At 71.7% G+C, this 24,756-nt stretch carries 23 protein-coding genes; 10 read left to right on the forward strand and 13 right to left on the reverse strand.

Annotated features, from left to right (window positions below):
- Nucleotides 1-15: 15 nt before the first annotated feature.
- The 8 genes from BM272_RS07250 to def form a co-directional block, all read right to left on the reverse strand.
- On the reverse strand, nt 16-1,467 hold the full coding sequence (locus BM272_RS07250) for a TrkH family potassium uptake protein (protein ID WP_093428109.1): 1,452 nt from the start codon (nt 1,465-1,467) through the stop codon (nt 16-18).
- Nucleotides 1,468-1,474: 7 nt separating this feature from the next.
- Nucleotides 1,475-2,848 (reverse strand): Trk system potassium transporter TrkA, encoded by a 1,374-nt coding sequence (gene trkA / locus BM272_RS07255; RefSeq protein WP_093428110.1) that lies wholly within the window; start codon nt 2,846-2,848, stop codon nt 1,475-1,477.
- Nucleotides 2,849-2,938: 90 nt separating this feature from the next.
- Nucleotides 2,939-4,291: a sigma-54-dependent transcriptional regulator gene (locus BM272_RS07260; protein ID WP_093428111.1), complete on the reverse strand. Its 1,353-nt coding sequence runs from the start codon at nt 4,289-4,291 to the stop codon at nt 2,939-2,941.
- Nucleotides 4,288-6,492, reverse strand: a complete 2,205-nt coding sequence (locus BM272_RS07265) for a sensor histidine kinase (protein ID WP_093428112.1) — start codon at nt 6,490-6,492, stop codon at nt 4,288-4,290. Before BM272_RS07265 ends, BM272_RS07260 begins: the two co-directional genes overlap by 4 nt.
- Nucleotides 6,465-7,034 carry a DUF4390 domain-containing protein gene (locus tag BM272_RS07270; protein WP_093428113.1) on the reverse strand — a complete coding sequence of 190 codons (570 nt, stop codon included), beginning with the start codon at nt 7,032-7,034 and terminating at the stop codon, nt 6,465-6,467. Before BM272_RS07270 ends, BM272_RS07265 begins: the two co-directional genes overlap by 28 nt.
- Nucleotides 7,006-8,310: a 16S rRNA (cytosine(967)-C(5))-methyltransferase RsmB gene (rsmB, locus tag BM272_RS07275; protein ID WP_093428114.1), complete on the reverse strand. Its 1,305-nt coding sequence runs from the start codon at nt 8,308-8,310 to the stop codon at nt 7,006-7,008. Before rsmB ends, BM272_RS07270 begins: the two co-directional genes overlap by 29 nt.
- A complete protein-coding gene (gene fmt, locus BM272_RS07280; RefSeq protein WP_093428115.1) occupies nt 8,307-9,251 on the reverse strand; it encodes a methionyl-tRNA formyltransferase in 945 nt (314 codons plus the stop codon). Before fmt ends, rsmB begins: the two co-directional genes overlap by 4 nt.
- A 3-nt stretch (nt 9,252-9,254) precedes the next feature.
- Entirely contained in the window at nt 9,255-9,758 is a 504-nt protein-coding gene (gene def, locus BM272_RS07285) for a peptide deformylase (RefSeq protein ID WP_093428116.1), read from the reverse strand.
- A gap of 102 nt (nt 9,759-9,860) precedes the next feature.
- On the opposite strand from def, the gene BM272_RS07290 reads away from it, so the two are divergent.
- The 6 genes from BM272_RS07290 (at nt 9,861) to BM272_RS07315 (ending at nt 15,937) form a co-directional block, all read left to right on the forward strand.
- Nucleotides 9,861-10,934, forward strand: a complete 1,074-nt coding sequence (locus BM272_RS07290; RefSeq protein WP_093428117.1) for a LysM peptidoglycan-binding domain-containing protein — start codon at nt 9,861-9,863, stop codon at nt 10,932-10,934.
- Nucleotides 10,931-12,055, forward strand: coding sequence for a DNA-processing protein DprA (gene dprA / locus BM272_RS07295; RefSeq protein ID WP_093428118.1), 1,125 nt, complete (start codon nt 10,931-10,933; stop codon nt 12,053-12,055). The genes BM272_RS07290 and dprA overlap by 4 nt, the downstream gene beginning before the upstream one ends.
- Nucleotides 12,052-12,528 (forward strand): DUF494 family protein, encoded by a 477-nt coding sequence (locus BM272_RS07300; RefSeq protein WP_093428119.1) that lies wholly within the window; start codon nt 12,052-12,054, stop codon nt 12,526-12,528. Before dprA ends, BM272_RS07300 begins: the two co-directional genes overlap by 4 nt.
- Nucleotides 12,529-12,613: 85 nt before the next feature.
- Nucleotides 12,614-14,923: a type I DNA topoisomerase gene (topA, locus tag BM272_RS07305; protein WP_093428120.1), complete on the forward strand. Its 2,310-nt coding sequence runs from the start codon at nt 12,614-12,616 to the stop codon at nt 14,921-14,923.
- Nucleotides 14,924-14,927: 4 nt separating this feature from the next.
- On the forward strand, nt 14,928-15,506 hold the full coding sequence (locus BM272_RS07310) for an L-threonylcarbamoyladenylate synthase type 1 TsaC (protein ID WP_093428121.1): 579 nt from the start codon (nt 14,928-14,930) through the stop codon (nt 15,504-15,506).
- Between the two features lie 35 nt (nt 15,507-15,541).
- Nucleotides 15,542-15,937 (forward strand): DUF488 domain-containing protein, encoded by a 396-nt coding sequence (locus BM272_RS07315; protein WP_205407774.1) that lies wholly within the window; start codon nt 15,542-15,544, stop codon nt 15,935-15,937.
- A 13-nt stretch (nt 15,938-15,950) separates the two neighbouring features.
- On the opposite strand, the gene BM272_RS07320 is transcribed toward BM272_RS07315, so the two are convergent.
- Both BM272_RS07320 and parA read right to left on the reverse strand, forming a co-directional pair.
- Nucleotides 15,951-16,148: a hypothetical protein gene (locus BM272_RS07320; RefSeq protein ID WP_093428122.1), complete on the reverse strand. Its 198-nt coding sequence runs from the start codon at nt 16,146-16,148 to the stop codon at nt 15,951-15,953.
- On the reverse strand, nt 16,145-16,783 hold the full coding sequence (gene parA / locus BM272_RS07325; RefSeq protein ID WP_093428123.1) for a ParA family partition ATPase: 639 nt from the start codon (nt 16,781-16,783) through the stop codon (nt 16,145-16,147). The genes BM272_RS07320 and parA overlap by 4 nt, the downstream gene beginning before the upstream one ends.
- 209 nt (nt 16,784-16,992) lie before the next feature.
- On the opposite strand from parA, the gene hemF reads away from it, so the two are divergent.
- A complete protein-coding gene (gene hemF / locus BM272_RS07330; protein ID WP_093428124.1) occupies nt 16,993-17,916 on the forward strand; it encodes an oxygen-dependent coproporphyrinogen oxidase in 924 nt (307 codons plus the stop codon).
- Nucleotides 17,917-17,922: 6 nt separating this feature from the next.
- On the opposite strand, the gene BM272_RS07335 is transcribed toward hemF, so the two are convergent.
- Nucleotides 17,923-19,437 (reverse strand): YifB family Mg chelatase-like AAA ATPase, encoded by a 1,515-nt coding sequence (locus BM272_RS07335; protein ID WP_093428125.1) that lies wholly within the window; start codon nt 19,435-19,437, stop codon nt 17,923-17,925.
- Between the two features lie 70 nt (nt 19,438-19,507).
- Nucleotides 19,508-19,774, reverse strand: coding sequence for an accessory factor UbiK family protein (locus BM272_RS07340; protein ID WP_093428126.1), 267 nt, complete (start codon nt 19,772-19,774; stop codon nt 19,508-19,510).
- A gap of 237 nt (nt 19,775-20,011) precedes the next feature.
- Between BM272_RS07340 and BM272_RS07345 the strand changes: the two genes are divergently transcribed.
- The 3 genes from BM272_RS07345 to BM272_RS07355 are packed head-to-tail and all read left to right on the forward strand — an operon-like array spanning nt 20,012 to nt 22,456.
- Nucleotides 20,012-20,788 (forward strand): TorF family putative porin, encoded by a 777-nt coding sequence (locus tag BM272_RS07345; protein WP_159433037.1) that lies wholly within the window; start codon nt 20,012-20,014, stop codon nt 20,786-20,788.
- A 31-nt stretch (nt 20,789-20,819) separates the two neighbouring features.
- Nucleotides 20,820-21,158: a P-II family nitrogen regulator gene (glnK, locus tag BM272_RS07350; protein ID WP_093428128.1), complete on the forward strand. Its 339-nt coding sequence runs from the start codon at nt 20,820-20,822 to the stop codon at nt 21,156-21,158.
- Nucleotides 21,159-21,196: 38 nt separating this feature from the next.
- Complete coding sequence (locus tag BM272_RS07355; RefSeq protein ID WP_093428129.1) at nt 21,197-22,456, forward strand: ammonium transporter; 1,260 nt, start codon at nt 21,197-21,199, stop codon at nt 22,454-22,456.
- Nucleotides 22,457-22,532: 76 nt separating this feature from the next.
- Here the strand turns inward: BM272_RS07355 and BM272_RS07360 are convergent, their stop codons facing one another.
- Complete coding sequence (locus BM272_RS07360) at nt 22,533-24,623, reverse strand: putative bifunctional diguanylate cyclase/phosphodiesterase (RefSeq protein ID WP_093428130.1); 2,091 nt, start codon at nt 24,621-24,623, stop codon at nt 22,533-22,535.
- Nucleotides 24,624-24,756: the final 133 nt, after the last annotated feature.

The raw sequence follows: 24,756 nt of genomic DNA on the forward strand, positions 1-24,756 counted from the left end.
CGTTAACCCCCGGCCTCAGCGGCGCCAGAACCAGGGGGTGAAGAGGATCAGGAGGCTGAAGATCTCCAGCCGTCCCAGGACCATGGCGAAGGCCAGGATGAGCTTGGCAGTATCGCTAATGGAGCCGAAGTTGGCACTCACATCGCCCAGGCCGGGGCCAAGGTTGTTCAGCGTCGCCGCCACGGCGGAGAAGGCGGTGACCTGGTCCAGCCCCGTGGCCATGAGCGCGAGCATGATGAGGACGAAGCTGGCCACGTAGGCGGAGAAGAAGCCCCACACCGCGTTGACCACCTGGGGTGAGACCCGCCGCCCGCCGAGCTTTACCGGGAGCTGGGCGTTGGGGTGGGCGAGCTGCTTGAGCTCCCGCATCCCCTGCACCAGCAGCAGCAGGAAGCGCATCACCTTCATGCCGCCGGCGGTGGAGCCGCCGCTGCCGCCGATGAAGCTGGCGAAGATGAGCAGCACCGGCAGGAAGCTCGGCCAGTAGGCGAAGTCGGCGGTGGCAAACCCGGCGGTGCTGCCGATGGAGACCGCCTGGAAGAGGCCGTGGTGGAAGGCGGCGAAGCCGCTGCCGAAGGTCCCGTCCAGGTAGAGGTAGCCGATGGTGATGGTCGCCAGCAGCCCCATGTAGCCCATGAAGCCGCGGAACTCCGGGTCCTGCAGGTAGCCTGCCGGCGACCGGCTGCGCCAGGCGGTGAAGTGGAGGGCGAAGTTCACCCCGGCCAGGAGCATGAAGACCACGGCGATGAGCTCGATGGCGGGGCTGTTGAAATACCCGATGCTGGCGTCGTGGGTGGAGAAGCCGCCGATGGCGACGGTGGAGAAGCTGTGCGCCACGGCATCGAAGCCCGACATCCCGGCGGCCCAGTAGGCCAGCGCGCAGGCCACGGTGAGGCCCAGGTAGATGTACCACAGCGCCTTGGCCGTCTCGGTGATCCGCGGGGTGAGCTTGGTGTCCTTCATGGGACCGGGGAGCTCGGCGCGGTAGAGCTGCATCCCGCCGATGCCGAGCATGGGCAGGATGGCCACCGCCAGGACGATGATCCCCATGCCCCCCAGCCACTGGAGCTGCTGACGATAGAAGAGCAGCGACAGCGCCAGGTCGTCCAGGCCGGTCAGGACCGTGGAGCCGGTGGTGGTCAGCCCCGAGGTGGCCTCGAAGATGGCGTCGGCCACCGGGATGGCCGGCTCGTCCCAGAGGATGAAGGGGACGGCGCCGAAGAGCGACAGCACCAGCCAGAAGAGCGAGACCACCATGAAGCCGTCGCGAGTGCGCAGCTCCCGCCGCTGATGGCGTACCGGGAGCCAGAGGAGAATACCCAGCCCGAGGATGATGCCGAAGGAGGCGGCGAACGGCATGACCCCCCGGCCGCCGTCCAGTAACCCCACCGCCAGTGGCGGGAGCTGGGTGACGCTGAACAGGGCGACCAGCAGGCCCAGGATGCGCAGGATGGCGGGTAGCTGCATGGCGGCGTCAGAGGAAGGTGACCGGGACCTGGAACATCCGCTCCACCTCGGGGATGTTGCGCTTGTCCACCAGGAAGAGGATGACGTGGTCGCCGGACTCGATGACGGTGTCGTGGTGGGCCACCAGGACCTGCTCCCCGCGGACCATGGCGCCGATGGTGGTCCCCGGCGGCAGCTTCAGCTCGCCCACCTGGCGGCCCACCACCTTGGAGGAGCGCGGGTCGCCGTGGGCGACCGCCTCGATGGCCTCCGCCGCGCCGCGCCGCAGGCTGTGGACCACCACCACGTCGCCGCGGCGCACATGGGCCAGAAGGCTGCCGATGGTCGCCTGCTGGGGAGAGATGGCGATGTCGATCTCGCCGGACTCCACCAGGTCGACGTAGGAGGCGCGGTTGATGAGCGCCATGACCTTGCGTGCCCCCAGCCGCTTGGCGAGCATCGCCGAGAGGATGTTGGCCTCGTCGTCGTTGGTCAGGGCGCAGAAGACGTCGGTGTACTCGATGTTCTCCTCGAGCAGCAGCTCCTCGTCGGCGGCATCGCCCAGCAGGACGATGGAGCGGCCCAGCTCCTCGGCGAGGTCGCTGGAGCGGCGCCGATTGTGGTCGATGAGCTTGACCTGGTAGCGGTCCTCCAGCGCCCCGGCCAGCCGCCGGCCGATGTTGCCGCCTCCGGCGATGACCACCCGCTTGTTGGGCTTGTCCAGCCGGCGCATCTCCCCCATCACGGAGCGGATGTCGCCCCGGGCGGCGATGAAGAAGACCTCGTCGTCCGCCTCGATGACGGTGGTGCCCTCAGGGATGATGGGCTGCCCACGGCGGAAGATCGCCGCCACCCGGGTCTCCACGCCCGGCATGTGCTGCTTGAGGGTGGAGAGCTCGTGGCCCACCAGGGGGCCGCCGTAGTAGGCCTTCACCGCCACCAGCTGCACCTTGCCACCGGCGAAGTCCAGGACCTGCAGCGCCCCGGGGTGCTCGATGAGCCGCTGGACGTACTCGGTGACCAGCTGCTCGGGGCTGATCCGGACGTCGATGGGCAGGGCCTCGTTGCCGAAGAGGGCGGGGTGGGCGAGGTATTCCGCCTCGCGCACCCGGCCGATCTTGGTGGGGGTGCGGAAGAGGGTCCAGGTCACCTGGCAGGCGACCATGTTGGTCTCGTCGGAGTTGGTCACGGCGATGACCATGTCGGCATCCTCCGCCCCGGCGCGGCGCAGAACGTGGGGATGGGAGGCGCGGCCGATGATGGTCCGGATGTCCAGCCGGTCCTGGAGCTGGGCCAGCGCCAGGTCGTCGGTATCCACCACGGTGATGTCGTTGGCCTCGGAGGCCAGGTTCTGGGCCAGGGAGGAGCCGACCTGGCCGGCACCCAGGATGAGGATCTTCATGGTGCTCCGCCGCCTGCGAGGGGTGCGCAAATGGTACGCCGGGGGCGGGGGCTTGCAAAGGTTCGCCCGGCTCCGTCCACGAGCATGCGCCTATCCCTTGCGCGATCCTTGCAGCCCCAGGGCCCGAAGCTTGCGGTAGAGGTGGGTCCGCTCCAGGCCGGCCACCCGGGCCACCTCCCCCACGCGGCCCCCCTGCTGTTTCAGGTGGTGCTCCAGGTAGGCGCGCTCGAAGGCCTCCCGGGCGGCGCGCAGGGGCTGGTCGAAGTCGATGCCCGTCGGCGTATTCGTCTCGCCGCCCAGCGCGGCCTCCACCTCGGCGGCGGTAACCGCCGTCTCGCCCCCGGCGATGGCCAGGCGCTGCACCAGGTTGCGCAGTTCGCGCAGGTTGCCCGGCCAGGGATGCTGGCGCAGCCGGTTCTGGGCGGCGACATCGAATTCGCGGAAGGGCAGCCCCTCCACGGCGGCCATGTGGTCGGCGAAGAAGGCGGTGAGTTCCGGGAGGTCCTCGGCGCGTTCCCGCAGGGGCGGCAGATGGAGCGGCAGGCCGGCCAGGTGGTCGTAGAGGTCGCGGCGCAGGTAGCCCCCGCGGGCGAGGTCGTGTTCACCCAGCTGACTGCCGGCGATGATCCGGACATTCAGGGGCTGTTCCCCCTGGCCGTCCACGCGGCGGAAACGGCCGGTCTCCAGCGCAGCCAGGAGCTGCGCCTGGGCGTCGGCGCTGAGTTCATCCACGTGGGCCAGGAAGAGGGTGCCACCGGCGGCCCGTTCCAGGAGGCCGTAGTGCGGACCCTCCGCCGTCTCGCGGCCGAAGATGGTCTCCGCGGCCGTTGCCCCGCCCACCGTGGCCGCGGAGATCTCCACGAAGGGGCCCGCCGCTCGCGGTCCCTGGCCGTGGATGTAGCGCGCCAGGGTCCGCTTGCCGGTCCCCGGCTCGCCGGTGAGCAGGACCGGCGCCTCCACGGCCGCCACCCGGCGGCCCTCTTCCCGCAGGGCCTCACCGGCGGAGCCGCGCCCCACCGGCTCCTCCAGGGGCTCGCCGTAGCGGCGCAGGCGCTGGTTCTCGTGGCGCAGGCTCGCCGCCTCCAGGGCGCGCCGGACGGTGAGCAGGAGCTTGGCCAGGGAGAGGGGCTTTTCCAGGAAATCCCAGGCCCCCAGCCGGGTCGCCTCCACCGCCGACTCCACCGTGGCGTGGCCGGAGATCATGATCACCGGCGGCGGCTCCGCCTCCTCGGCGGCCCATTCCCGCAGCAGGGTGATGCCGTCAACATCGGGCATCCAGATGTCCAGCAGGATGAGCCCCGGTCGCCGGCGCTGGCGGCTGGCCCGGGCCTCGGCCCCGCTGGCGGCGGTGTTCACCTCGAAGCCCTCGTCGGTGAGGATGTCGCGGACGAGTTCGCGGATGTCGGGCTCGTCGTCCACCACCAGGATGTAGGGGGTGCTCATGGGTTCTCATCCTCCGTAGCGGCGGAGGGCATGCCGCCGTCCGCCGGCAGGGTGACCACCACGCAGGCCCCGCCGAGGGGCGAGCCCTCCATGTGGATGCGCCCGCCGTTCTCCTCCACCAGCTTCTTGGCAATGGCCAGCCCCAGCCCGGTCCCGCCCTCGCGGCTGGTGTGGTAGGGCTCGAACACCGCTACCCGGTCCTCGGCAGGGACGCCGGGGCCGCTGTCCTGGATACGCAACTCGACCTGGCGACAGCGGTCGGTGTCACTCAGGCAGCGGGTGGTTACTGACAGCCGGCGCAACCCCTCGGCGGTCTCCAGCGCCGTGCGGGCGTTCTCCAGGAGGTTGGTCAGCACCCGGCGCAGACGGTCGGGGTCGGCGTGGACCCGGGGCCGACCGGGGTCGAGGTTGACCAGGACCTGGATCTCGCCGCCGCGGAAGAGCTCCAGGACCTCCCGGACCAGCTCGTTGAGATCCAGGGCCTGCGGGGCCAGCGGCGGCGTGCGGGCGTAGTCGGCGAAGGCGCGGACCATCTCCTCCAGCCCCTCCACCTGATGGATGATGGTACTGGCCGAGCGCTCCACCAGTTCCGCCTGGGGCCCCTCGGCGCACTTCATCCGCAGCCGGTCGGCGGCCAGCCGGATGGGGGTGAGGGGATTCTTGATCTCGTGGGCCAGGCGGCGGGCCACCTCGCCCCAGGCCGCCTCCTTCTGGGCCTGGACCAGGGCGGTGACGTCGTCGAAGACCAGGATGTGGCCGGGGGTTTCCGTGGGCGCCGGCAGCCGGCTGCCGTGGAGGGTGAGGATGCGCCGGCCCCGCGGCGTGAACAGCGTGACCGCGTCCGACCACTCGTCCCGGTCGCCGGCGAGGATGGCCGCCAGCCGTTCGGCCAGCGGCTCCAGATGGGGATGGCGGCCGGCGATGGCGGTGATGGTCTGCCCCCGGGCGGGGCGGAGGGCGGTCTCCAGCAGGTTGGTGGCGGCCCGGTTGGCGGTGAGCAGCCGGCCCTCGCGATCCAGGGTGATGACGCCGGAGGAGAGCCGCCCGAGGACCGCCTCCAGGTAGGCGCGCTCGGTCTCCGCCCGCCGCTGGCTGCGCCGGGCGCTGTCCCGGGACTCCGCTACCCGGTGGGTCATCTCGTTGAAGGACTCCACCAGGCCGGCGATCTCGTCGCCGTGGCGGGGGATGGGCAGCTGCTTGGTGTAGTCCCCGGCGGCTACCGCGCGCGTCCCCGCGGCCAGGTCGCGAATGGGGGCCACCAGCCGCCGCGCCAGCAGCAGGGCCGCCCAGAGGGCGGCCAGCCCCGCCAGGAGGACCACCAGGGTCAGGGTCGTGACGAAGCTGGTGCGCAGGGGCTCCCGCAGGAAGGTCGCCCCGCGGTAGTGGCGCCACGCCGTCTGGACCCGGTCGGCCAGCTCCCCCAGACGGCCGGAGAGGGGGAAGAGCGCCTGGAGGACCTCCTCCCCCGGACCCGGCAGTGCGTGGACCAGCCGGACCTGCAGACCCCCGCCACTGCGCGGCTCCAGCGCCAGGTAGGGGATCCCCGCGCGGGCCTGGGCGGCCGCACCCCGGGGGATCGGTTCCGGGTAGAGGCCGTCCCGCGCGGGCAGGGCGACAGCGGCCAGGCGGCCGTCCCCGGCGAGCAGGGAGAGCTCCCGCGCGCGCATGCGGCGGCGCAGTTCATCCAGGCGCTGGGCGCGCCGGGCGCCGGGGGTCAGGGCCAGGATCCGTGCGGCGCGGTTGCCGGCACGCAGATGGCGCGCGGTGCGGGCGGTGAGCGCCGCGCGGGAGACGTCCAGCGCCTCCTCGAGGGCGGTATCCACCCGCGGCTCCATCCAGCTGCCCAGGGCGCGGTCGATGAATCCCAAGGAGAAGAAGAAGACCACCACCACCGGGGTAACCGCCAGCAGGCCCAGCAGGGCAGCCAGGCGCAGGGTGAGCCGGGAGCCGGGCTCGCCCCGGCGGACGTGGAGTACCAGTCGGGTCGCACCGGCGGTCAGTACCGCCAGCAGGACCACCGCGGCCAGGGCGTTGACCGCCAGTAGCAGGGCGCTGAGCCGATCCGGGTGGGCGCCCTCCCCGGTGTGCCGGGCGACCAGCAGCAGCGCCCCCAGGGAGAGGAGCAGGGCGAGCGCGATGATCAGCGGCGGCGAGAGGAGCCGCCGCAGCGGGGTCAGGTCCCGATGGGCCAGTGATACCATGGGCTCTCGATGCGCCAGTGGTCGGTGAACCAGTGGACCGGCTGCAGCAGCAGGGGGACCGAGGCCACGCCGAGCTGCACCCGGAGCCGGCCGTAGCAGGGGTCGCAGTCGGCCAGCAGGGCGTGGTCGAGGAGCGGAAGGCGCTGCAGGCGGCCCAGGGCGCGCAGGGCATCCTCCAGGTCGGCGTAGCTGCGCCGGATGCCGCTGTTGTGCGCCGTGGTGACCACCCGGCGCGTGAGGGGGTGATAGCGCAGGGTGTAGCGCTGGGTCAGCTCCGCCACGGCGCTGTCCGGCCACCAGCCGCGCTCCTGGTAGACCTCGATGGCGAGCCGCAGCTCCAGGCGGGCCCCGTTGTCCACGGCCTGGCGCATGGTCTTCGACGGGACCAGGTGGAGGTCCGCATCCAGCAGCCAGACGCCCCCCTCCAGTTCCGCGTGCGCCTCCTCGACCCCGACCAGGGGCTCGGCGAGCACGGCCGGGGGCGCCAGCGAGAGCAGCGCGGCCAGTAGCAGCCTACCCAGGGGTGTGTTCGATAACCGCATAGTAGAACCCGTCCATGTCCGCCTCGCCGGGGCGGATGCGGCGCCCGGCCACCGCGGTTTCCCCCCAGGCGGCCGCCGGGGTTGCCTCCCGCGCCTCGGGATGGGCCGCCAGGAAGGCCGAGACGCGGTCGCTGTTCTCCTGGGTGAGCACCGAACAGGTGGCGTAGACCAGCCTGCCACCGGGACGGAGCAGGGGCCAGAGGCCGGCCAGGAGGGCCTCCTGGCGCGCGGCCAGAGTGGCGATGTCGGTCTCCCGGCGCAGGAGCTTGATGTCCGGGTGGCGGCGGATGACGCCGGTGCCGGAGCAGGGGGCGTCGATGAGGATGGTGTCGAAGGGGGTGCCGTCCCACCAGGCGCCCGGGTCGGCGCCGTCGCCCACGCGGGTCTCCGCGGTCAGGCCCAGCCGTGCCAGCCCCTCGGGGACGCGCTCCAGGCGCTCGGCGTGCTGGTCCAGCGCCAGTACTTCGGCCTCCGGGCAGCGCTCCAGCAGGTGGGCGGTCTTGCCGCCGGGGGCGGCGCAGGCATCCAGGATCCGCTGCCCGGGCTGCGGGTCCACCAGGTCGGCGGCGAGCTGGGGAGCGGCATCCTGGACCGAGAGGCGGCCCTCGGTGAAGCCGGGGAGATCGGTGACCTCCGCCGGCTCTGCCAGGACCAGGGCATCCGCGGCATGGGGATGCGGGCTGGTGGCGAAGCCGGCGGCGTCCAGCTCGGCGGCGCAGGTGTCACGGTCGGTGCGCCGGCGGTTCACCCGCAGGGTCATGGGCGCCGGGGTGTTGTTGGCGGCGATGACCGCCGCGGCCGCCTCCCCCCAGTCCCGGTTGAAGCGATCCAGCAGCCAGGCGGGGTGGAGGCTGGCGGCCTCGCGATCGGCGGCGGCCGCCGCCTCCAGCTCGCCCCGTTCGCGCTGGAAGCGGCGCAGGATGGCGTTGACCAGGCCCCGGCTGCGGGCCCGGCCCAGGGGCTTTACCGCCGCGACGGTGGCGCCCACGGCGGCGTGGTCGGGGATGCGCATGTGGGCGATCTGGTAGAGGCCGGCCAGAAGCAGGCCGTCCACGTCGGCCTCCTTGCGGCGCAGGGGTTTGTCCAGCAGCCGATCGCGGTAGAGGGCCAGCTCCGGGTAGTGGCGCAGGGCGCCGTAGGCGATGGCGCGGGCCAGGCCGCGGTCCCGGGGATCCGCCGGCAGGGCCTCGGGGGCCGCCAGGGCGTCGTCCAGGGAGCGGCCGTGGTGGATCACCGCGGCGATGGCGCGGGCCGCTGCCGCCCGCGCATCCTTCATGAGGCCCCCAGGCGGCTGCCGTGGGGGACCAGCTCCCGCCGGCCGTTGAGGAAGTCGGCCGCGGCCATGGGTCGGGCGCCGGCGGCCTGGAGCCGGGTCAGGCGCAGCACGCCGTCGCCGGTGGCCACATCGATCCCCTCCGGGCCGACGGCGAGGACGGTCCCCGGTTCCGCCGTGGTCGCCTCGGCCACCGGCTCGGCGGCGTGGACCTTGAGGGAGGAGCCGTCGGTGGCGGTGGTCCGGGCCACCGGCCAGGGGTGGAAGGCGCGCACCAGCCGGTCCAGCTCGACGGCGGGGCGCTGCCAGTCCAGGGTCGCCTGGCCGGGGTCGATGCGCTCGGCGTAGGTGACCCCCGCCTCCGGCTGGGGCATCGCCGCCAGGCGGCCGGCGGCCAGGTCGTCCAGGTGGGTGCGCAGCAGTTCGGCGCCGGCGGCGGCCAGGCGGTCGTGGAGCTCGCCGCCGGTCTCCCGGGGGCCGATGGGCAGGACGGTCTCCGCCAGGACCGGGCCGGTGTCCAGGCCCGGGCCCATCTGCATGAGGTCCACCCCGGTCTCGCGGTCGCCGGCGAGGATGGCGCGCTGGATGGGGGCGGCCCCGCGCCAGCGCGGCAGGCGCGAGGCGTGGAGGTTCACCCAGCCCAGGGGCAGGAGTTCCAGCACCGCGCGCGGCAGGATCAGGCCGTAGGCGGCCACCACGCCGAGGTCGGCGCCCAGCTCGGCCAGTCGTTGCTGCTCGTCGGCATCGCGCAGGCTCTCGGGCTGGTGGACCGGGAGCCCCGCCTCTTCGGCGCGGACCTTCACCGGCGGCGGTGTCGGCCGCCGGCCGCGGCCGGCGGGGCGATCCGGCTGGGTGTAGACCGCCACCACCTCGTGGTCGCTGGCGAGCAGGGCGTCCAGGGCGGCGACGGCGAAGTCGGGGGTTCCGGCGAAGAGGATGCGCATCGGCTAGAGCGTCTGCCGGGCGTGCTTCTCGAGCTTCTTGCGGATGCGGTTGCGCTTGAGTTCGGAGAGGTAGTCGACGAAGAGCTTCCCCTCCAGGTGGTCCATCTCGTGCTGGAGACAGACCGCCGTCAGCCCCTCCAGGTCCTCCTCCCGGGTCTGGCCGTCGCGATCCAGGGTGCGCACGCGCACGTGGTCGGCCCGCTCCACCTTCTCGTAGATCCCCGGTACGGAGAGGCAGCCCTCCTCCATGGTTTCGATACCGTCGCGCTGGATGATCTCGGGATTGATGAAGGCCTTCGGGTCATCCCGGCTCTCGGAGGTATCGATGACCAGGACCCGCTTGTGGACATCCACCTGGGTGGCCGCCAGGCCGATCCCGGGGGCCTCGTACATGGTCTCGAAGAGGTCGTCGATGAGCTGGCGGATGGCGTCATCCACCTCCGTCACGGGTTCAGCGACCGTGCGCAGGCGGGGATCGGGGAAGTGGAGTACGGGTAACAGGGCCATGAGTGCGTTGCGTTGAGCCACCGGGTTGCGATATGAGTATTGGTCCCGATCATACTGGATTCAAGCCAACCGCGGCCACTGCCGCGGGGTCACGGAGGACCCATGGCGCCCCTTTCTACCCCCCTTCTCGGCCTGCTGGCCGCCCTTCTGCTGACTGCCTGCGGCCACACGCCGCCCGACCCGGACGCCGGAGCCGACCCCGAGCCGTCGACGGACGTCACCGGGAAGAGTTCGCCGCGACCGGCGGCCGATGCGCCCCGGCGCTATACCGTTCGTCGGGGCGACACCCTCTGGGACATCGCCAGCCGCTTCTTCGAGGATCCCTGGCGCTGGCCCGGGATCTGGGCGAAGAACGAGCAGGTCGCCAACCCCCACCTCATCTTTCCCGGGGATACGCTGGTCCTGCGCGACGGCCAGCTGGCGATCGAGCGCGGACTGCCGGTGACCCGGCTCTCGCCTCGCGTGCGAGAGGAGCCGCTGCCGGCGGCCATCCCGGCGGTGGACCCCGACCGCCTCGAGCCCTTCCTCCGCCACGCCCGCCTGGTGCGCCCGGACGAGTGGGCCCGTGCCCCCCGGGTCGTGGCCACGGAGGGCGAGCGGCTCATGGTCGGGACGCCGGGCCAGCGGGTCTTCGTCCGCGGCGGGACGCCGGCCGGTCGCCTCCGTCTGGCCGCACGCGGCCAGGCGGTGACCCATCCGGGGAGCGACCGGACCCTGGCCCACTGGCTCCAGCCGGTGGCGGAGGGCCGGCGGGTAGCCGACGGCGATCCGGCCACCGTGCGCCTGAACCGGGTCCGGCGCCCGGTGCGGGGTGGCGAGCGGGTGCTGGCGGTCACCGAGCCGGAGCCCCCACGCCGTCTGCGCGCTGCCCCGGCCGGCGCCGATTTTACGGTGGTCGCCATTCCGGGCCGGCTGGCCCACGCGGGGACTCACGATACGGTGGTTCTCCACGGCGAGGGGGCGCGTCGAGGTTCGATCTACCGCCTCCGCCGCGAGGGCGGAACGACGCGGGACCCGGAGAGTGGCGAGGAGGTGGTGCTGCCCGGGCGTTCCATCGCCTGGGCGGTGGTCTACCGGACCGACGAGGACCTCGCCCTGGCCCTGCTGGTCCGGGCCGAGGAGGCGGTGGTCGCCGGCGATCGCGCGGTGGCCCCCGCACGGGGCGCGGACTCATGAACGCCGGGGCCTGGCTGGAACTGGCCCTGCGCCCGGCGGCCGGGCCCGGCACGGTGATGGCGATGGTACGGGAGCTGGGCTCGCCGACGGCGGCGGCCGGGGCCGATATCCCCACCCTCATGGAGGCCGGTCTCTCCCGGCACCGGGCCCAGCGCTTCGTGGAGCCGGTCCCCCTGGAGCTGCGCCAGCGGACGGAGGCGTGGCTGGAGCGCTCCGACCACCTCGTGGTGACCCCGGCGGACGATGTCTATCCCCCGGCCCTGCTTCAGACCACCGACCCGCCCCTGGCGCTCTTCGTCGTCGGCGACCCCGATTATCTCGCCTGGCCCGGGGTGGCCGTCGTGGGCAGTCGCCGTCCCTCGCCGTCGGGGCGGGAGCTGGCCGAGGAACTCGGCCGGGAGCTGGCCCGGGCGGGGCTGGTGGTGGTCTCCGGCCTGGCCCTGGGGACCGACGGCGCCGCCCACCGCGGGGCCGTGGCCGCCGGCGGGCCCACCGTCGGCGTCCTGGGCTGCGGGCCCGATCGGATCTACCCCCGCCGCAATGTCGAGCTGGCGGAGGCGGTGGCCGGCGCCGGGGCGGTGATCACCGAATTCCCGCCCGGGACCGGGGTGGCGCGGGGCCACTTTCCCCGGCGCAATCGCATCATCGCCGGCATGACCCTGGGCACCACGGTGGTGGAGGCGGCGACTCGCAGCGGCTCGCTCATCACCGCCCGCCTGGCGGCGGAGGCCGGCCGCGAGGTGCTGGCGGTCCCCGGGCCGGTGCGCAGCCCCACCAGCCGCGGCTGCCACCGCCTCATCCGCGAGGGGGCCCGGCTGGTGGAGGGGGTGGAGGACATCCTGGAGGAGGTCGCCCCGGGGGTGGCGGCCGCGCGGCCGACCAGCGGGGCTGCCGAGCCGACGAGCGCCGCCGAGGCCGAACCGGAGGGGCTGGAGCCGGAGGCCCGGAAGTTGCTGGGCTGCCTCGGTTTCGAGCCGGAATCGGTGGATAACCTCGTGGAACGGTCCGGTTTGACGGCCGATACGGTTTCCGCCATGCTAATTCGACTTGAACTCCAGGGCGTGGTGGAGTCGGCCCCTGGCGGGCGCTTCAGCCGCGTCGCCACCGGTGCGAGGCCATGAAAGAGAACGTGCTTGACGTCCTCATGTATCTGTTCGAGAACTACCTCTACGACGAAGAGATGGAGGTGGAGCCGGACGAGGACTCCCTGCGCACCGAGCTCAGTGCCGCCGGTTTCCGGCGCGCCGAGATCGACAAGGCGCTCTCCTGGCTGGAGGGGCTGGTGGATCTCCAGGACAACCTGGGGGACCAGCCGCGCCACCAGAGCATCCGGCTGTTCACCGAGGCGGAGTGCGAGAAGCTGGATACCGAGGCGCGCGGCTTCCTCCTCTACCTGGAGCAGGCCGGCGTCCTGGACCAGGCCTCCCGGGAGATGGTCATCGACCGGGTGATGGCGCTGGACGCGGGGGAGATCGATCTGGACCAGCTCAAGTGGGTGGTCCTCATGGTCCTGTTCAACCTCCCCGGCCAGGAGGCCGCCTTCGCCTGGATGGAGGACCTGGTCTTCAACGAGATGGCGGGCAGCCTCCACTAGGAGTGCCGGCCGGCCTCGCAGGAACCCGTCGAGTTATCCAGACCCGCCCGCGCTCGCGCGGGCTTCGTTTTTTCCGGGGTTGCCCATGCCGAACAACGTCGTGGTGGTGGAGTCGCCGGCCAAGGCGAAGACCATCGAGAAATACCTGGGGGGGGACTACAAGGTCCTCGCCTCCTACGGCCACGTGCGTGACCTCCGGCCCAAGGAGGGCGCGGTGGACCCCGATGCCGACTTCTCGATGCACTACGAGGCCATCGAGCGGAACCACCGGCATGTGGACGCCATCGCCAAGGCGCTGAAGAAGGCGGACAACCTCTACCTCGCCACTGACCCCGACCGCGAGGGGGAGGCCATCTCCTGGCACCTCTACGAGCTGCTGCAGGAGCGCGGCGCCCTGGAGGGCAAGCACGTGGGCCGGGTGGTCTTCCACGAGATCACCAAGGGCGCCATCCAGGAGGCCATCGCCGAGCCGCGGACCCTCTCCGACGACCTGGTCCATGCCCAGCAGGCGCGCCGCGCCCTGGACTACCTGGTGGGCTTCAACCTCTCCCCGCTGCTGTGGAAGAAGATCCGCCGCGGCCTCTCCGCCGGTCGGGTCCAGTCGCCGGCGCTGCGGCTCATCGTCGAGCGCGAGGAGGCCATCGAGGCCTTCCAGCCCCGGGAGTACTGGAGCGTCGAGGCCGATCTCACCGCCCAGGAGCAGGGCATCGCCGCGCGGCTGACCCACTTCGCCGGGGAGAAGCTGGAGCAGTTCTCCATCACCGACGAGGCGCGCGCCACCGAGGTCCGCGAGACGCTGGAGAAGGCCGCCAGCGGCCAGCTTACCGTCCACCAGGTGGAGAAGAAGCAGCGCCGGCGCAACCCCTCGGCGCCCTTTACCACCTCCACCCTGCAGCAGGAGGCCTCGCGCAAGCTCGGCTTCTCCGCCTCCAAGACCATGACCGTCGCCCAGCAGCTCTACGAGGGCGTGGACATCGGCGGCGAGACGGTGGGCCTGATCACCTACATGCGGACCGACTCGGTGAACCTCGCCGACGAGGCGGTGGGGGAGCTGCGCTCGACCATCGAGCAGCGCTACGGCAAGGACAAGGTCCCGGGCAAGCCGCGTAGCTTCAAGACCAAGTCCAAGAACGCCCAGGAGGCCCACGAGGCCATCCGCCCCACCGGCGCCGAGCGGGCGCCGGATACCCTGCAGGGGCTGACCAAGGACCAGCAGCGCCTTTACGACCTCATCTGGAAGCGGGCCGTGGCCTCCCAGATGACCCACGCCACCATTAACACCGTGGCGGTGGACCTCATCCCTGACGGGGAGCCGGGCCACACCTTCCGCGCCACCGGCTCCACCATCGAGGACCCCGGTTTCATGGCGGTCTACCGCGAGGGCCAGGACGATGGCGAGGACAAGGATGCCGAACGCATCCTCCCGCCGCTGGCGGAGGGGGAGACGGTGACCCTGGACGCGGTGCGCCCCGAGCAGCACTTCACCGAGCCGCCGCCGCGCTACACCGAGGCGACCCTGGTGCGGACCCTGGAGGAGCACGGCATCGGCCGCCCCTCCACCTACGCCAGCATCATCGCCACCCTGCAGCAGCGCGAGTACGTGGAGATGGACCGCAAGCGTTTCATCCCCACCGACGTCGGCCGGGTGGTGAATCGCTTCCTCACCAACCACTTCCCCCAGTACGTGGACTACGACTTCACCGCGCGCCTGGAGGACGAGCTCGACGAGATCGCCCGGGGCGAGCGCGACTGGGTGCCGGTGATGCGGGAGTTCTGGGAGCCCTTCCACCAGCAGGTGGAGGAGAAGGAGCAGAGCGTCTCCCGATCCGAGGTGACCCAGGAGGACATCGGCGAGGCCTGCCCCGAGTGCGGCAAGCCCCTGGTCAAGCGGCTGGGTCGGCGCGGCGCCTTCATCGGCTGCACCGGCTACCCCGAGTGCCGGTATACCCGCAACGTCGACGAGGATCCCAACGCCCCCCGGGAGCCGGAGAAGGTGGAGGGCCGCTCCTGCCCCGAGTGCGGCGGCGACCTCATCATCCGCCAGGGCCGCTACGGCAAGTTCATCGGCTGTAACAACTACCCCGAGTGCCGCCACGTGGAGCCGCTGGAGAAGCCGGAGCCCACCGGCGTGACCTGCCCCGAGTGCGGCGAGGGGGAGCTGAACAAGCGCAAGTCGCGCGCCGGCAAGACCTTCTACTCCTGCTCGCGCTACCCCGACTGCAAGTACGCGGTCTTCGACCCGCCCATCCAGGAACCCTGCCCGCGCTGTGAATGGCCCATCCTCACGGTGAAGACCACTAAGAAGCGGGGCCGCGAGAAGGCCTGTCCGCGCAAGGAGTGTCGCTACAGCGAGCCCTACCCCGAGGAGGAGGGCGAGGAGGAGACCGGGGAGTAGGGCCATGACCCGGACCATTCCCCGACCCCGTTCCACTCCCTTCGCTGCCCCGGTGGCCGCCGCCCGCGCCCTGAGAGCCGGCGGCGTGGTCGCCTACCCCACCGAGGGGGTCTGGGGCCTGGGCTGCGATCCGCGTAACCGGGCGGCCATGGAGCGGCTGCTGGCGCTCAAGCGGCGCGATCCGGCCAAGGGGGTCATCCTCCTGGCCGCCGACCTCGATCAGCTCACCCCCTTCGTCCGCCTCACCGCCGAGCAGCGCGCCTACCTGGGCCAGCGCTGGCCGGGGCCGGAGACCTGGGTCGTCCCCGCCCGGCTCGGTACGCCGCGCTGGCTGCGCGGTGCCCACCCCACCCTGGCGGTGCGGGTGAGCGCCCACCCCCCGGCCGCCGCCCTGGCCCGCGCCTTCGGCGGGCCGGTGGTCTCCACCTCCGCCAACCGCAGCGGCCGCCCGCCCCTGCCGGATGCCCGCGCCGTGCGCCGCGCCTTCGGCCCCGCCGTCCACGTCCTCCCCGGCGAAACCGGCGGCCGCGAACGGCCTACCCCCATCCGGGATCTGGCCAGCGGGCGGCAGCTACGACCGTGAGGGACCCGCGGGATGAGCCAGGGAGGTGGCGGGGAGTGGGTACGAGCGAACGGATCCGACTGCACCGCGTCTATGACGATGACTCTGCCGACGACCCGGGGACGCGCGTCCTCGTCGACCGCGTCTGGCCGCGCGGCATCCGCAAGGCGGACGCCCGGCTGGATCACTGGTACAAGGAGCTTGCCCCCTCCACCGAGCTGCGCAAGTGGTTCGGCCACGACCCCGAGCGGTGGGACGCCTTCCGCGAGCGCTATCGGGCGGAGCTACAGGCCCCGGAGTCGCAGGCCCGGCTCGACGAACTGGCCGCCATCGCCCGGCAAGGACCCCTCACCCTCCTCTTCGGGGCGAAGGACACCGAGCACAACCAGGCCGTGGTCCTGCGGGAGCTGCTGCGGGAGCGGCTCCAGGAGCGGCTCGGCCAGGGGGGCTAGCCGGCGGCTGCCCTCAGTCGGGCCAGACGCGGCGGGAGGGCATGCGCGGCAGCGGTTCCTCTTCCCGGCTCTTCTTCGGGACCTCTTTCTTCGTCGCTTCCGTGGAATCCTCGGTGGTCGTGACCTCCGCCGGTTCCTCGGCCTGTTCGGTGCCCTGGCTTCCCTTGGCCTGGCGCACGCTGTTGGTCAGTTTCGATGCGGTTCGACTCATGATGGGAACACCTCCCCGATGAGGTTCGTGATTTCCGCGCGGGCGGTTTCACCCTGCCTGCCCAGGCAGAAGACGCTTCGGCCCTCCATGGCCGCATTCCGGTAGACGGCACGGCGGCGGATGTTGCTCTCCAGCGCCGGGATGTCGAACTCCGCCAGGGCCGACTGCATGGCCCGGGAGAGGGCGCTGCGCGGTTCGAGCTGATTCACGACGAAGTACGCCTCGAGCCCTGGCCGCTGCTGCTGGATGGAGGCCACGGTGTCGGCCAGGTTCATGCTGGCCCAGAGGTCCACGGGCGAGGGCAGCACCGGGATCAGTACCGTGTCCGAGGCGAGCATGGCCTTGTGGGTGTGATCGGTCTCCAGTGAGGGCGGACAGTCGATGAGGATGTAGTCGTAGTCCGCGCGGAAGTGCTCGACCTCCCGGCCGGGGTGGCCGCCCACCGCGATGACCGGCACCGGGAAGGGCCGGCTCTCCGGGGCCAGGCCGCTCCACTGCACCGCCGAGCCCTGGGGGTCGGCGTCGATGACCAGGGTCCGCCCGCGCTGGCCCAGGCCGGCGGCCAGGTTCATGGTGAGCGTGGTCTTGCCGCTGCCGCCCTTCTGGTTGGCAATGGCGAATACGGTCGCTGTCATGGTCCTTTTCCTCACCCCGCTCCCCGTACCGGGAGCCTATCGGAAGGTCGCTGCCGGTTCCCGACCGGCACCTTAGGTCATGGTAGCGCGACCGGGCCGCCAAGGGGGAATCTTCCGGGGCCGCCTGCAACCCTGGGTTCCTTCTGGTTACCGGCCCCGGCCCGCCGGCCTGTTAGACTGTCCGCCGAACGCATCGAGGAGTCTGCCCCGTGTCCACCATCGACATCGACGCCGTCAAGAACTACCTGCTCGGTCTCCAGGACCGGATCTGCGACGAGCTGGCCGCCGAGGACGGGGCCGGCTCCTTCCACGAGGATGCCTGGGACCGCGAGGGCGGCGGGGGCGGCCGGACCCGGGTGCTCGCCGGCGGCGACGTCCTGGAGCAGGGCGGGGTGAACTTCTCCCACGTCCACGGCGACAGCCTGCCGGCGGCGGCCAGCGAGCGGCGGCCGGAGCTGGCGGGGCGCTCCTTCCAGGCGCTGGGGGTCTCCCTGGTCATCCACCCCTGGAATCCCTACGTGCCCACCTCCCACGCCAACGTGCGCTTCTTCGTGGCGGAAAAGCCCGGGGAGGACCCGGTCTGGTGGTTCGGTGGCGGCTTCGACCTCACCCCCTTCTACCCCTTCCACGAGGATGTCCTCCACTGGCACCGCACGGCCCGCTCGGCCTGCGCCCCCTGGGGCGAGGACGTCTACCCCGCCTACAAGCAGTGGTGCGACGACTACTTCTACCTCAAGCACCGGGAGGAGACCCGGGGCGTGGGCGGCCTCTTCTTCGACGACCTCAACGCCTGGGACTTCGATACCACCTTCGCCTTCCTGAAGAGCGTGGGGGATTCCTACATCCCGGCCTACCGGCCCATCGTCGCCGCCCGCAAGGCCACGCCCTACGGCGAGCGGGAGCGGGACTTCCAGCTCTACCGCCGCGGCCGCTACGTGGAGTTCAACCTGGTCTACGACCGCGGCACCCTCTTCGGCCTGCAGAGCGGCGGGCGCACCGAGTCCATCCTCATGTCCCTGCCGCCCCTGGTGCGCTGGCAGTACGACTGGCGCCCGGACCCGGGCACGCCGGAGGCCGCGCTCTACGAGGGCTACCTCCACCCGCGGGACTGGCTGGGCGAGGCCGGCGAGTAACGGTCCTCAGTCCACCGGCCGGTCGAGCTGGCGGTAGCCCAGCGCCTCGGTGAGGTGGGCGGCGGTGACCGCCTCCGCTCCGGCCAGGTCGGCGGCGGTGCGCGCCATGCGCAGGATCCGGTGGTAGCCGCGGGTGGAGAGGTCCAGCCGGCGGATGGCCTGCTCCAGTAGCTGCCGGCCCGCGGTGTCCAGCCGGCAGGCGGCCTCAACCTCCCCCGGCTCCAGCTCGGCGTTCACCCGGCCGGCGCGCCGGCGCTGACGCTCCCGCGCCGCCTCCACCCGCTCCCGGGCGGCCGGGGTTTCCGGCTCCGGCGCGGGCTGCTCGGCGGTGAGGGTATCCACCGGCACCGGCGGCACCTCCAGGTGGAGGTCGATGCGGTCCAGCAGCGGCCCGGAGAGCTTGGCGCGGTAGCGCCGGATCTGGTCCGGCGTGCAGTGGCAGCGGCCGGAGGGGTCGCCCAGGTAGCCGCAGGGGCAGGGGTTCATGGCGGCGATTAGCTGGAAGGTCGCCGGGAACTCGGTGCGCCGGGTCGCCCGGGCGATGGCGACCTTCCCCGTCTCCAGCGGCTCGCGCAGGACCTCCAGTACCCGGCGATCGAACTCGGGCAGTTCATCGAGGAAGAGGACCCCGCGGTGGGCCAGGGAGATCTCCCCGGGCCGGGGGTGGCTGCCGCCGCCCACCAGCGCGGCGGCGGAGGCGGTGTGGTGGGGCGAGCGGAAGGCGCGACGGTACCACGCCTCGGTGGACTCCTCCGCCCCGCCGGCCACCGAGCGGATGGCGGCGGCCTCCAGCGCCTCGTCCTCGTCCAGGGGCGGGAGCAGGTCGGGGAGCCGGCGGGCGAGCATGGACTTGCCGGTCCCCGGCGGGCCCAGCAGCAGGAGGCTGTGGCCGCCGGCGGCGGCCAGCTCCAGGGCGCGCTTGGCCTGGTGCTGGCCGCGCACCTCGGCGAGATCGGCGGTAATGGCTGGTGGGCCGGGGTCCTCCGGCGGGGCGATCCGGTCCAGCGGGGCGTTGCCGGCCAGGGCGGCGCAGACCCCGGCAAGGTCGTCGGCGGCGAGGATCCGGGCGTCGCGCACTCGGGCGGCCTCGGCGGCGTTGGCCCGGGGCAGGATCAGGGTGCGCCCGGCGGCCGCCGCCTTCACCGCTGCCGGTAGCGCCCCGCGTACCGGGCGGAGGCCGCCGCCCAGGGCCAGCTCGCCCAGGAATTCGTAGTGCGGGAGTTCGTCGGCCGGGAGCTGTTCCGAGGCGGCCAGCAGTCCCACGGCGATGGGCAGATCGAAGCGGCCGCCCTCCTTGGGCAGGTCCGCCGGGGCGAGGTTGATGGTGATCCGCCGGGCGGGGAACTCCAGCCCGGTGGTGGCGATGGCCCCGCGGACGCGGTCCTTGCTCTCGCGGACCCCGGCCTCGGGCAGGCCCACCACCGAGAGCGAGGGCAGGCCGTTGCCCAGATGGACCTCCACCTCCACGGGTGGGGCGGTAACGCCCTCCTGGGCGCGGCTGTGAACGGTCGCCAGTGACATTGCCCCTCCCTGGGCCTGTGGTTCCGCGGCGCGCTCCCTGCGCGCCGATTCCTGTCTCTCCGGCCCCGGCCTACCGGGCCGGGTCGGCCTCGTCGGAGCCCGTGCCCTCCAGCTCCGCCACGCGCCGCTCCAGCTCTTCCAGCTTGGCGCGGGTGCGGGCGAGGACCTCCGCCTGGGCGTCGAACTCCTCCCGGGTCACCAGCTCCATGCGCTCGAAGGCGGTGTCGAGGACGCCGCGCAGGTTGCGCTCGGCATCGTCGCGCAGGGTGCGGGCGGAGTCCGGCAGGGCGGCGGCCAGCCGGCGGCTGAGATCCTGGATGAAGTCGCGGTTTTCCATGAGGGGCCTCCCGGCGCCGGAACGGTGTCGGGCGCCATTGTAGTGCACCGACCCGGATGGGGGCAGGGGGCGGCCTGCACCGGGTTGGTGCACGCATTCGGTGGATGGAGCCGTGCCGGCTCGATGGATGGGTCGCAACTTATTGTTTTTTCGATGTTTGAAGAAAGTGGCACGGCTTCTGCTGTAACGGGGGTGCAGGCAGTTGCTGACAACGACCCACGTAACGGAGAACGCACCATGACGACCCTTCGCAGCAAGTTCCTCCTGGGCTCCACCCTCGGCATGACCGCCCTCGGCGGGCTGACCGTCGCCGCCCCCGCGGCGGCCGAGGTCACCGGCAACATCGGGGTGGTCTCCCAGTACATCTTCCGCGGCTACGCCGAGGACGATCGCACCTCGCTTCAGGGCGGTCTGGACTACGCCCACGACTCCGGCTTCTACGCCGGGACCTGGTGGTCGACGCTCAACTACACCGAGACCGACGCAAACGGTGACGGGGGTGCCTCCAACAACAACGAGGTGGACGTCTACGCGGGCTACGCCGGCTCGGCCGGGGACTTCGGCTACGACGTCGGCCTCCTCTACTTCTACTACACCGGCGACGGTGAGGGGACTCGCGACATCGACGGCGAGACCGTTGCGACCGAGGACGGCGACAGCAACACGCCGGAACTCTATGTCTCCGGCAGCTACGGCCCCTTCGGCCTCTCCGCCAACTACGCCATGGACGACTCCCTGTGGGCCAACGAGGGCGATATCTACCTCAATGCCAGCTACAGCGCGGATCTGCCCAACGACTTCGGTCTGGGCGTGAGTGTCGGCTACTACAGCTACGAGGAGGAAGGCGAGTTCATCGTCGAGGACGAGAGCGGCGCGGTGCGCGACACCACCATCTCCCTGACCCACCCGCTGGGCCCGGCCGAGATGTCGGTGAACTACATGATCGGCGGCGAGGACCGCGACGGTAGCGATATCGACGACGCCCTCTGGTACGGCGCCACCTGGTCCTTCTAGTCACCCGGCGCATCAACAAGGGAGAGCTCCCATGAAACTCATTACGGCCATCATCAAGCCCTTCAAGCTCGATGACGTGCGCGAGGCCCTGTCGGATATCGGCGTGGCCGGGGTGACCGTCACCGAGGTCAAGGGATTCGGACGGCAGAAGGGCCACACCGAGCTCTATCGGGGCGCGGAGTACGTGGTCGATTTCCTGCCCAAGGTGAAGGTGGAGGTCGCCGTGGACGACGGCCTCGCCGACCAGGTCATCGAGGCCGTCTCGAAGGCGGCGCACACCGGCAAGATCGGCGACGGCAAGATCTTCGTCGCCGCTCTGGAACAGGCCATCCGCATCCGTACCGGCGAGTCCGGTGCGGGTGCCCTGTAGGCCGGAACCCACTCGGTGCAATAAGCGAGGACACAACGATGGAAGCCATCGATCAGGTCACCCAGGTCGCCTACGCCCTGGATACGTTCTACTTCCTCATGGCCGGCGTGCTGGTCATGTGGATGGCGGCCGGCTTCGCCATGCTCGAGGCGGGGCTGGTCCGCTCCAAGAACACCGTGGAGATCCTCACCAAGAACGTCGCGCTCTTCGCCGTCGCCTCGGTGATGTATCTCCTGGTGGGTTACAACATCATGTACGAGGGCTCCTCCAGCTCGGTGATCCCGGGCCTGGCCTTCCTGCTGGGGCCGGACAACAGCGTGGAGTCGGTCCTCGCCGGCGGTGAGGGCGCACCCTACTACTCCGGGATCTCCGACTTCTTCTTCCAGCTGGTCTTTGCCGGCGCGGCGATGTCCATCGTCTCCGGTGCCGTGGCCGAGCGGATGAAGCTGTGGGCCTTCCTCGCCTTCGCGGTGGTGATGACGGCCGTCATCTACCCGGTGCAGGGCTACTGGAGCTGGGGGGGCGGTTTCCTGGCGGAGATCGGCTACTCCGACTACGCCGGTTCCGGCATCGTCCACATGACCGGTGCCGTCGCCGCCCTGGCCGGCGTCCTCCTGCTGGGCCCCCGCAAGGGCAAGTACGGCAAGAACGGTGAGGTGAACGCCCTCCCCGGTGCCAACATGCCCCTGGCCGCCCTGGGTACCTTCATCCTCTGGATGGGCTGGTTCGGCTTCAACGGCGGTTCGGAGCTGAAGGTCGCCGATATCGCCTCCGCCAACAACGTCGCCGCGGTGTTCGTGAACACCAACATGGGGGCGGCCGGCGGGGTCATCGCCGCGCTCATCACCTCCAAGGTGCTCTTCGGCAAGGCCGACCTCTCCATGGCCCTCAACGGCGCCATCGCGGGCCTGGTCTCTGTCACGGCGGATCCGCTCTCCCCCAGCGCCGGTCTGGCGGTCCTGGTCGGCGGTATCGGCGGGGTCATCGTGGTCTTCTCCATCGTCGGCCTGGACAAGCTGAAGATCGACGACCCGGTGGGCGCCATCTCGGCCCACGGTGTCGGCGGCATCTGGGGTGTGCTGGCGGTCCTGCTCTCCAACCCGGATGCCACCCTGGTGGGGCAGCTCGCCGGCCTGGTCGCCATCTTCGCCTGGGTCTTCCTGGCCAGCCTGGCGGTCTGGGGCATCCTCAAGGTGGTGATGGGGATCCGCGTGGACGAGGAGGCCGAGTACGAGGGCCTGGACTACGTCGACTGCGGCATGGAGGCCTATCCGGAGTTCACCGGCTCCAAGAAGTAGCCACTGACCGGGCCCCGCACGGGGCCCTCCCACCGGCGGGGCCGGTCCTTCGGGGCCGGCCCCGTTTTCTTGGGTGTCAGTGCCTGGCCTGGGTCCGGATCCGGCCCCCGTCGGCCAGCAGCTCGCCGAAGGCCTCGGCCGTCAGGGGGCGGGCGAAGAGGAAGCCCTGCAGGGCGCGGCAGCCGTGGTGCTCCAGGAAGTCCGCCTGGTCCGCCTCCTCGACCCCCTCGGCCACCGTCTCCACGCCCAGGCTCTCCCCCAGACCGAGGATGGCCCGGATGAGGGCACCGCCGCCGTTGCCCAGGTCGTTGATGAAGGCGCGGTCGATCTTCAGGCAGTCCATGGGGAACTGGCGCAGATAGGCCAGGGAGGAGTAGCCGGTGCCGAAGTCGTCCAGGGCCAGCTTGATGCCCATCTCCCGGAACTGGCCCAGGGTGCGGATAACGCCGGGGATGTCGGTCATGAGCATGCGCTCGGTGACTTCCAGCTCCAGGTCGCCGGCGGCCAGGCCGGTCTCGGCGAGGACCGATTCCAGGGTGGCGGCCATGGCCGGGTCGTGGAACTGGGGGGCGGCCAGGTTCACCGCCATGCGGACCGGCGGCAGCCCCGCCTCCTGCCAGGACCGGCACTGGGCGCAGGCGGTGGCGAGGATCCAGCGGCCCAGCTCGGCGATGAGGCCGGTCTGCTCCAGGGCGGGGATGAAGGTCGCCGGGGAGTGGATCTCGCCGTCGCCGTCCTGCCAGCGCAGCAGCGCCTCGGCGCCCAGGATGCGGCCGGTGCCGGCCTCCACCTTGGGCTGGTAGTGGAGGAAGAAGCCCTCCCGGTTCATTACCGCTCGGCGCAGCTTGCCCTCCAGGGCGACCCGGCTGCGGGCGCGCTCGTTCATCTCCTCGGCGTGGTAGCGCACGCCGTTGCCGCCCTCGGCCTTGCATTGCGCCATGGCCGCCGCGGCGCGCTGGAGCAGGCCGTCGGCCTCGTCGGCGTCCCGTGGATAGAGGGCGACTCCGGCGGAGGCGGGCAGGAAGAACTCCCCGCCTTCCTGCTGGAAGAGTTCCCGGAAGGGGGCCAGCAGTCGTTCGGTGGTGGCCGTGATCCCGGCCTCACCCTCTTCGGCAGTGGCCAGGACGGCGAACTCGTCGCCCCCCACCCGGGCCAGGTACTCCCCGCCCTGCAGGCTGTTCTCCAGTCGCCGGGCCGCCTGCTGGAGCAGGGCATCGCCGGTGGCGTGGCCCAGGCCCTCGTTGACGCTGCGGAAGCGGTCCAGCCCCAGGTGGATGACCGCCCAGACCTTGTCCGCGCCCTCTTCGATGGTGGTGATCAGTCGTTCGCGCAGGGCGTTGCGGTTGGGCAGCTCGGTGAGGGCATCGTGGTGGGCGAGATGGTCCAGGGCCTGCTCGGCGCGGCGGCGCTCGGTGATGTCCAGGACCGTGCCGACCATGCGCAGGGGACGGCCCTCGGCATCGAAATCCACGGTCCCGCGCTGGTAGACGTGGCGCACCTCGCCGTCGGGGCGGACGATGCGGTGCTCGATGTCGTAGCGCGGCCCGCCGGGGTCGAGCGCGGTCTCCACCGCCCGCTGGACCCGTTCCCGATCCTCGGGGTGCACGGCCTGCATGAAGGCCTCGTGGGTGGCCCCCCACTCGTCCCGCTGCAGGCCGAAGATCCGGTAGACCTCGTCGGACCAGCGGATCTCGTCGGCCACGAAGTCGGAGGTCCAGCTCCCCAGGTGGGCGATGCGCTGCGCCTCGGCCAGCTCCGCCTCGCTCTTCTCCAGCGCCTCCCGGGCGGCGCGGCGCTCGGTGACGTCGGCGCCGACGCTCTGCAGGTGGGTGAGCCGGTCGTCGGCGTCGAACAGCGCGCGGGTGGTCCACTCGATCCAGCGCGGGTCGCCGTTGGCATCCACCGCCGGGTTCTCGATGGTGCGGACCGGCGCCTCCGGCCTGTAGGTGGCCAGCTCCCGGCGGTTGGTCGCCCGATCCTCCTCGGGGAGGTAGTCCAGCCACCGCTGACCCTCCAGCTCGCTCCCGAAGAACTCCCGGGCCGTGGTGTTGGCGAACAGGATGGTGCTGTCCGGCAGGTAGCAGACCACCAGGTAGGGGTGGTTCTCCACCAGGTCGCGGTAGTGGATGGCGATACCTGCCGCCTCGTCGCCGCCAGCCCTCTCCATCCTGCCTCCGTCCCGGCAGTGCCGGTCCTGAAAATGCCGGTGTTGAGTGTGGCAAAGCCCCCCGGCTTCGGCAACTCGGGAGAGGGCCGCGCCGGTGAGTGCCGGCCGGGGAACGCTTCCCGGCTGGGGCCGG

The sequence above is a fragment of the Thiohalospira halophila DSM 15071 genome (genome assembly GCF_900112605.1).
GTDB lineage: Bacteria > Pseudomonadota > Gammaproteobacteria > Thiohalospirales > Thiohalospiraceae > Thiohalospira > Thiohalospira halophila.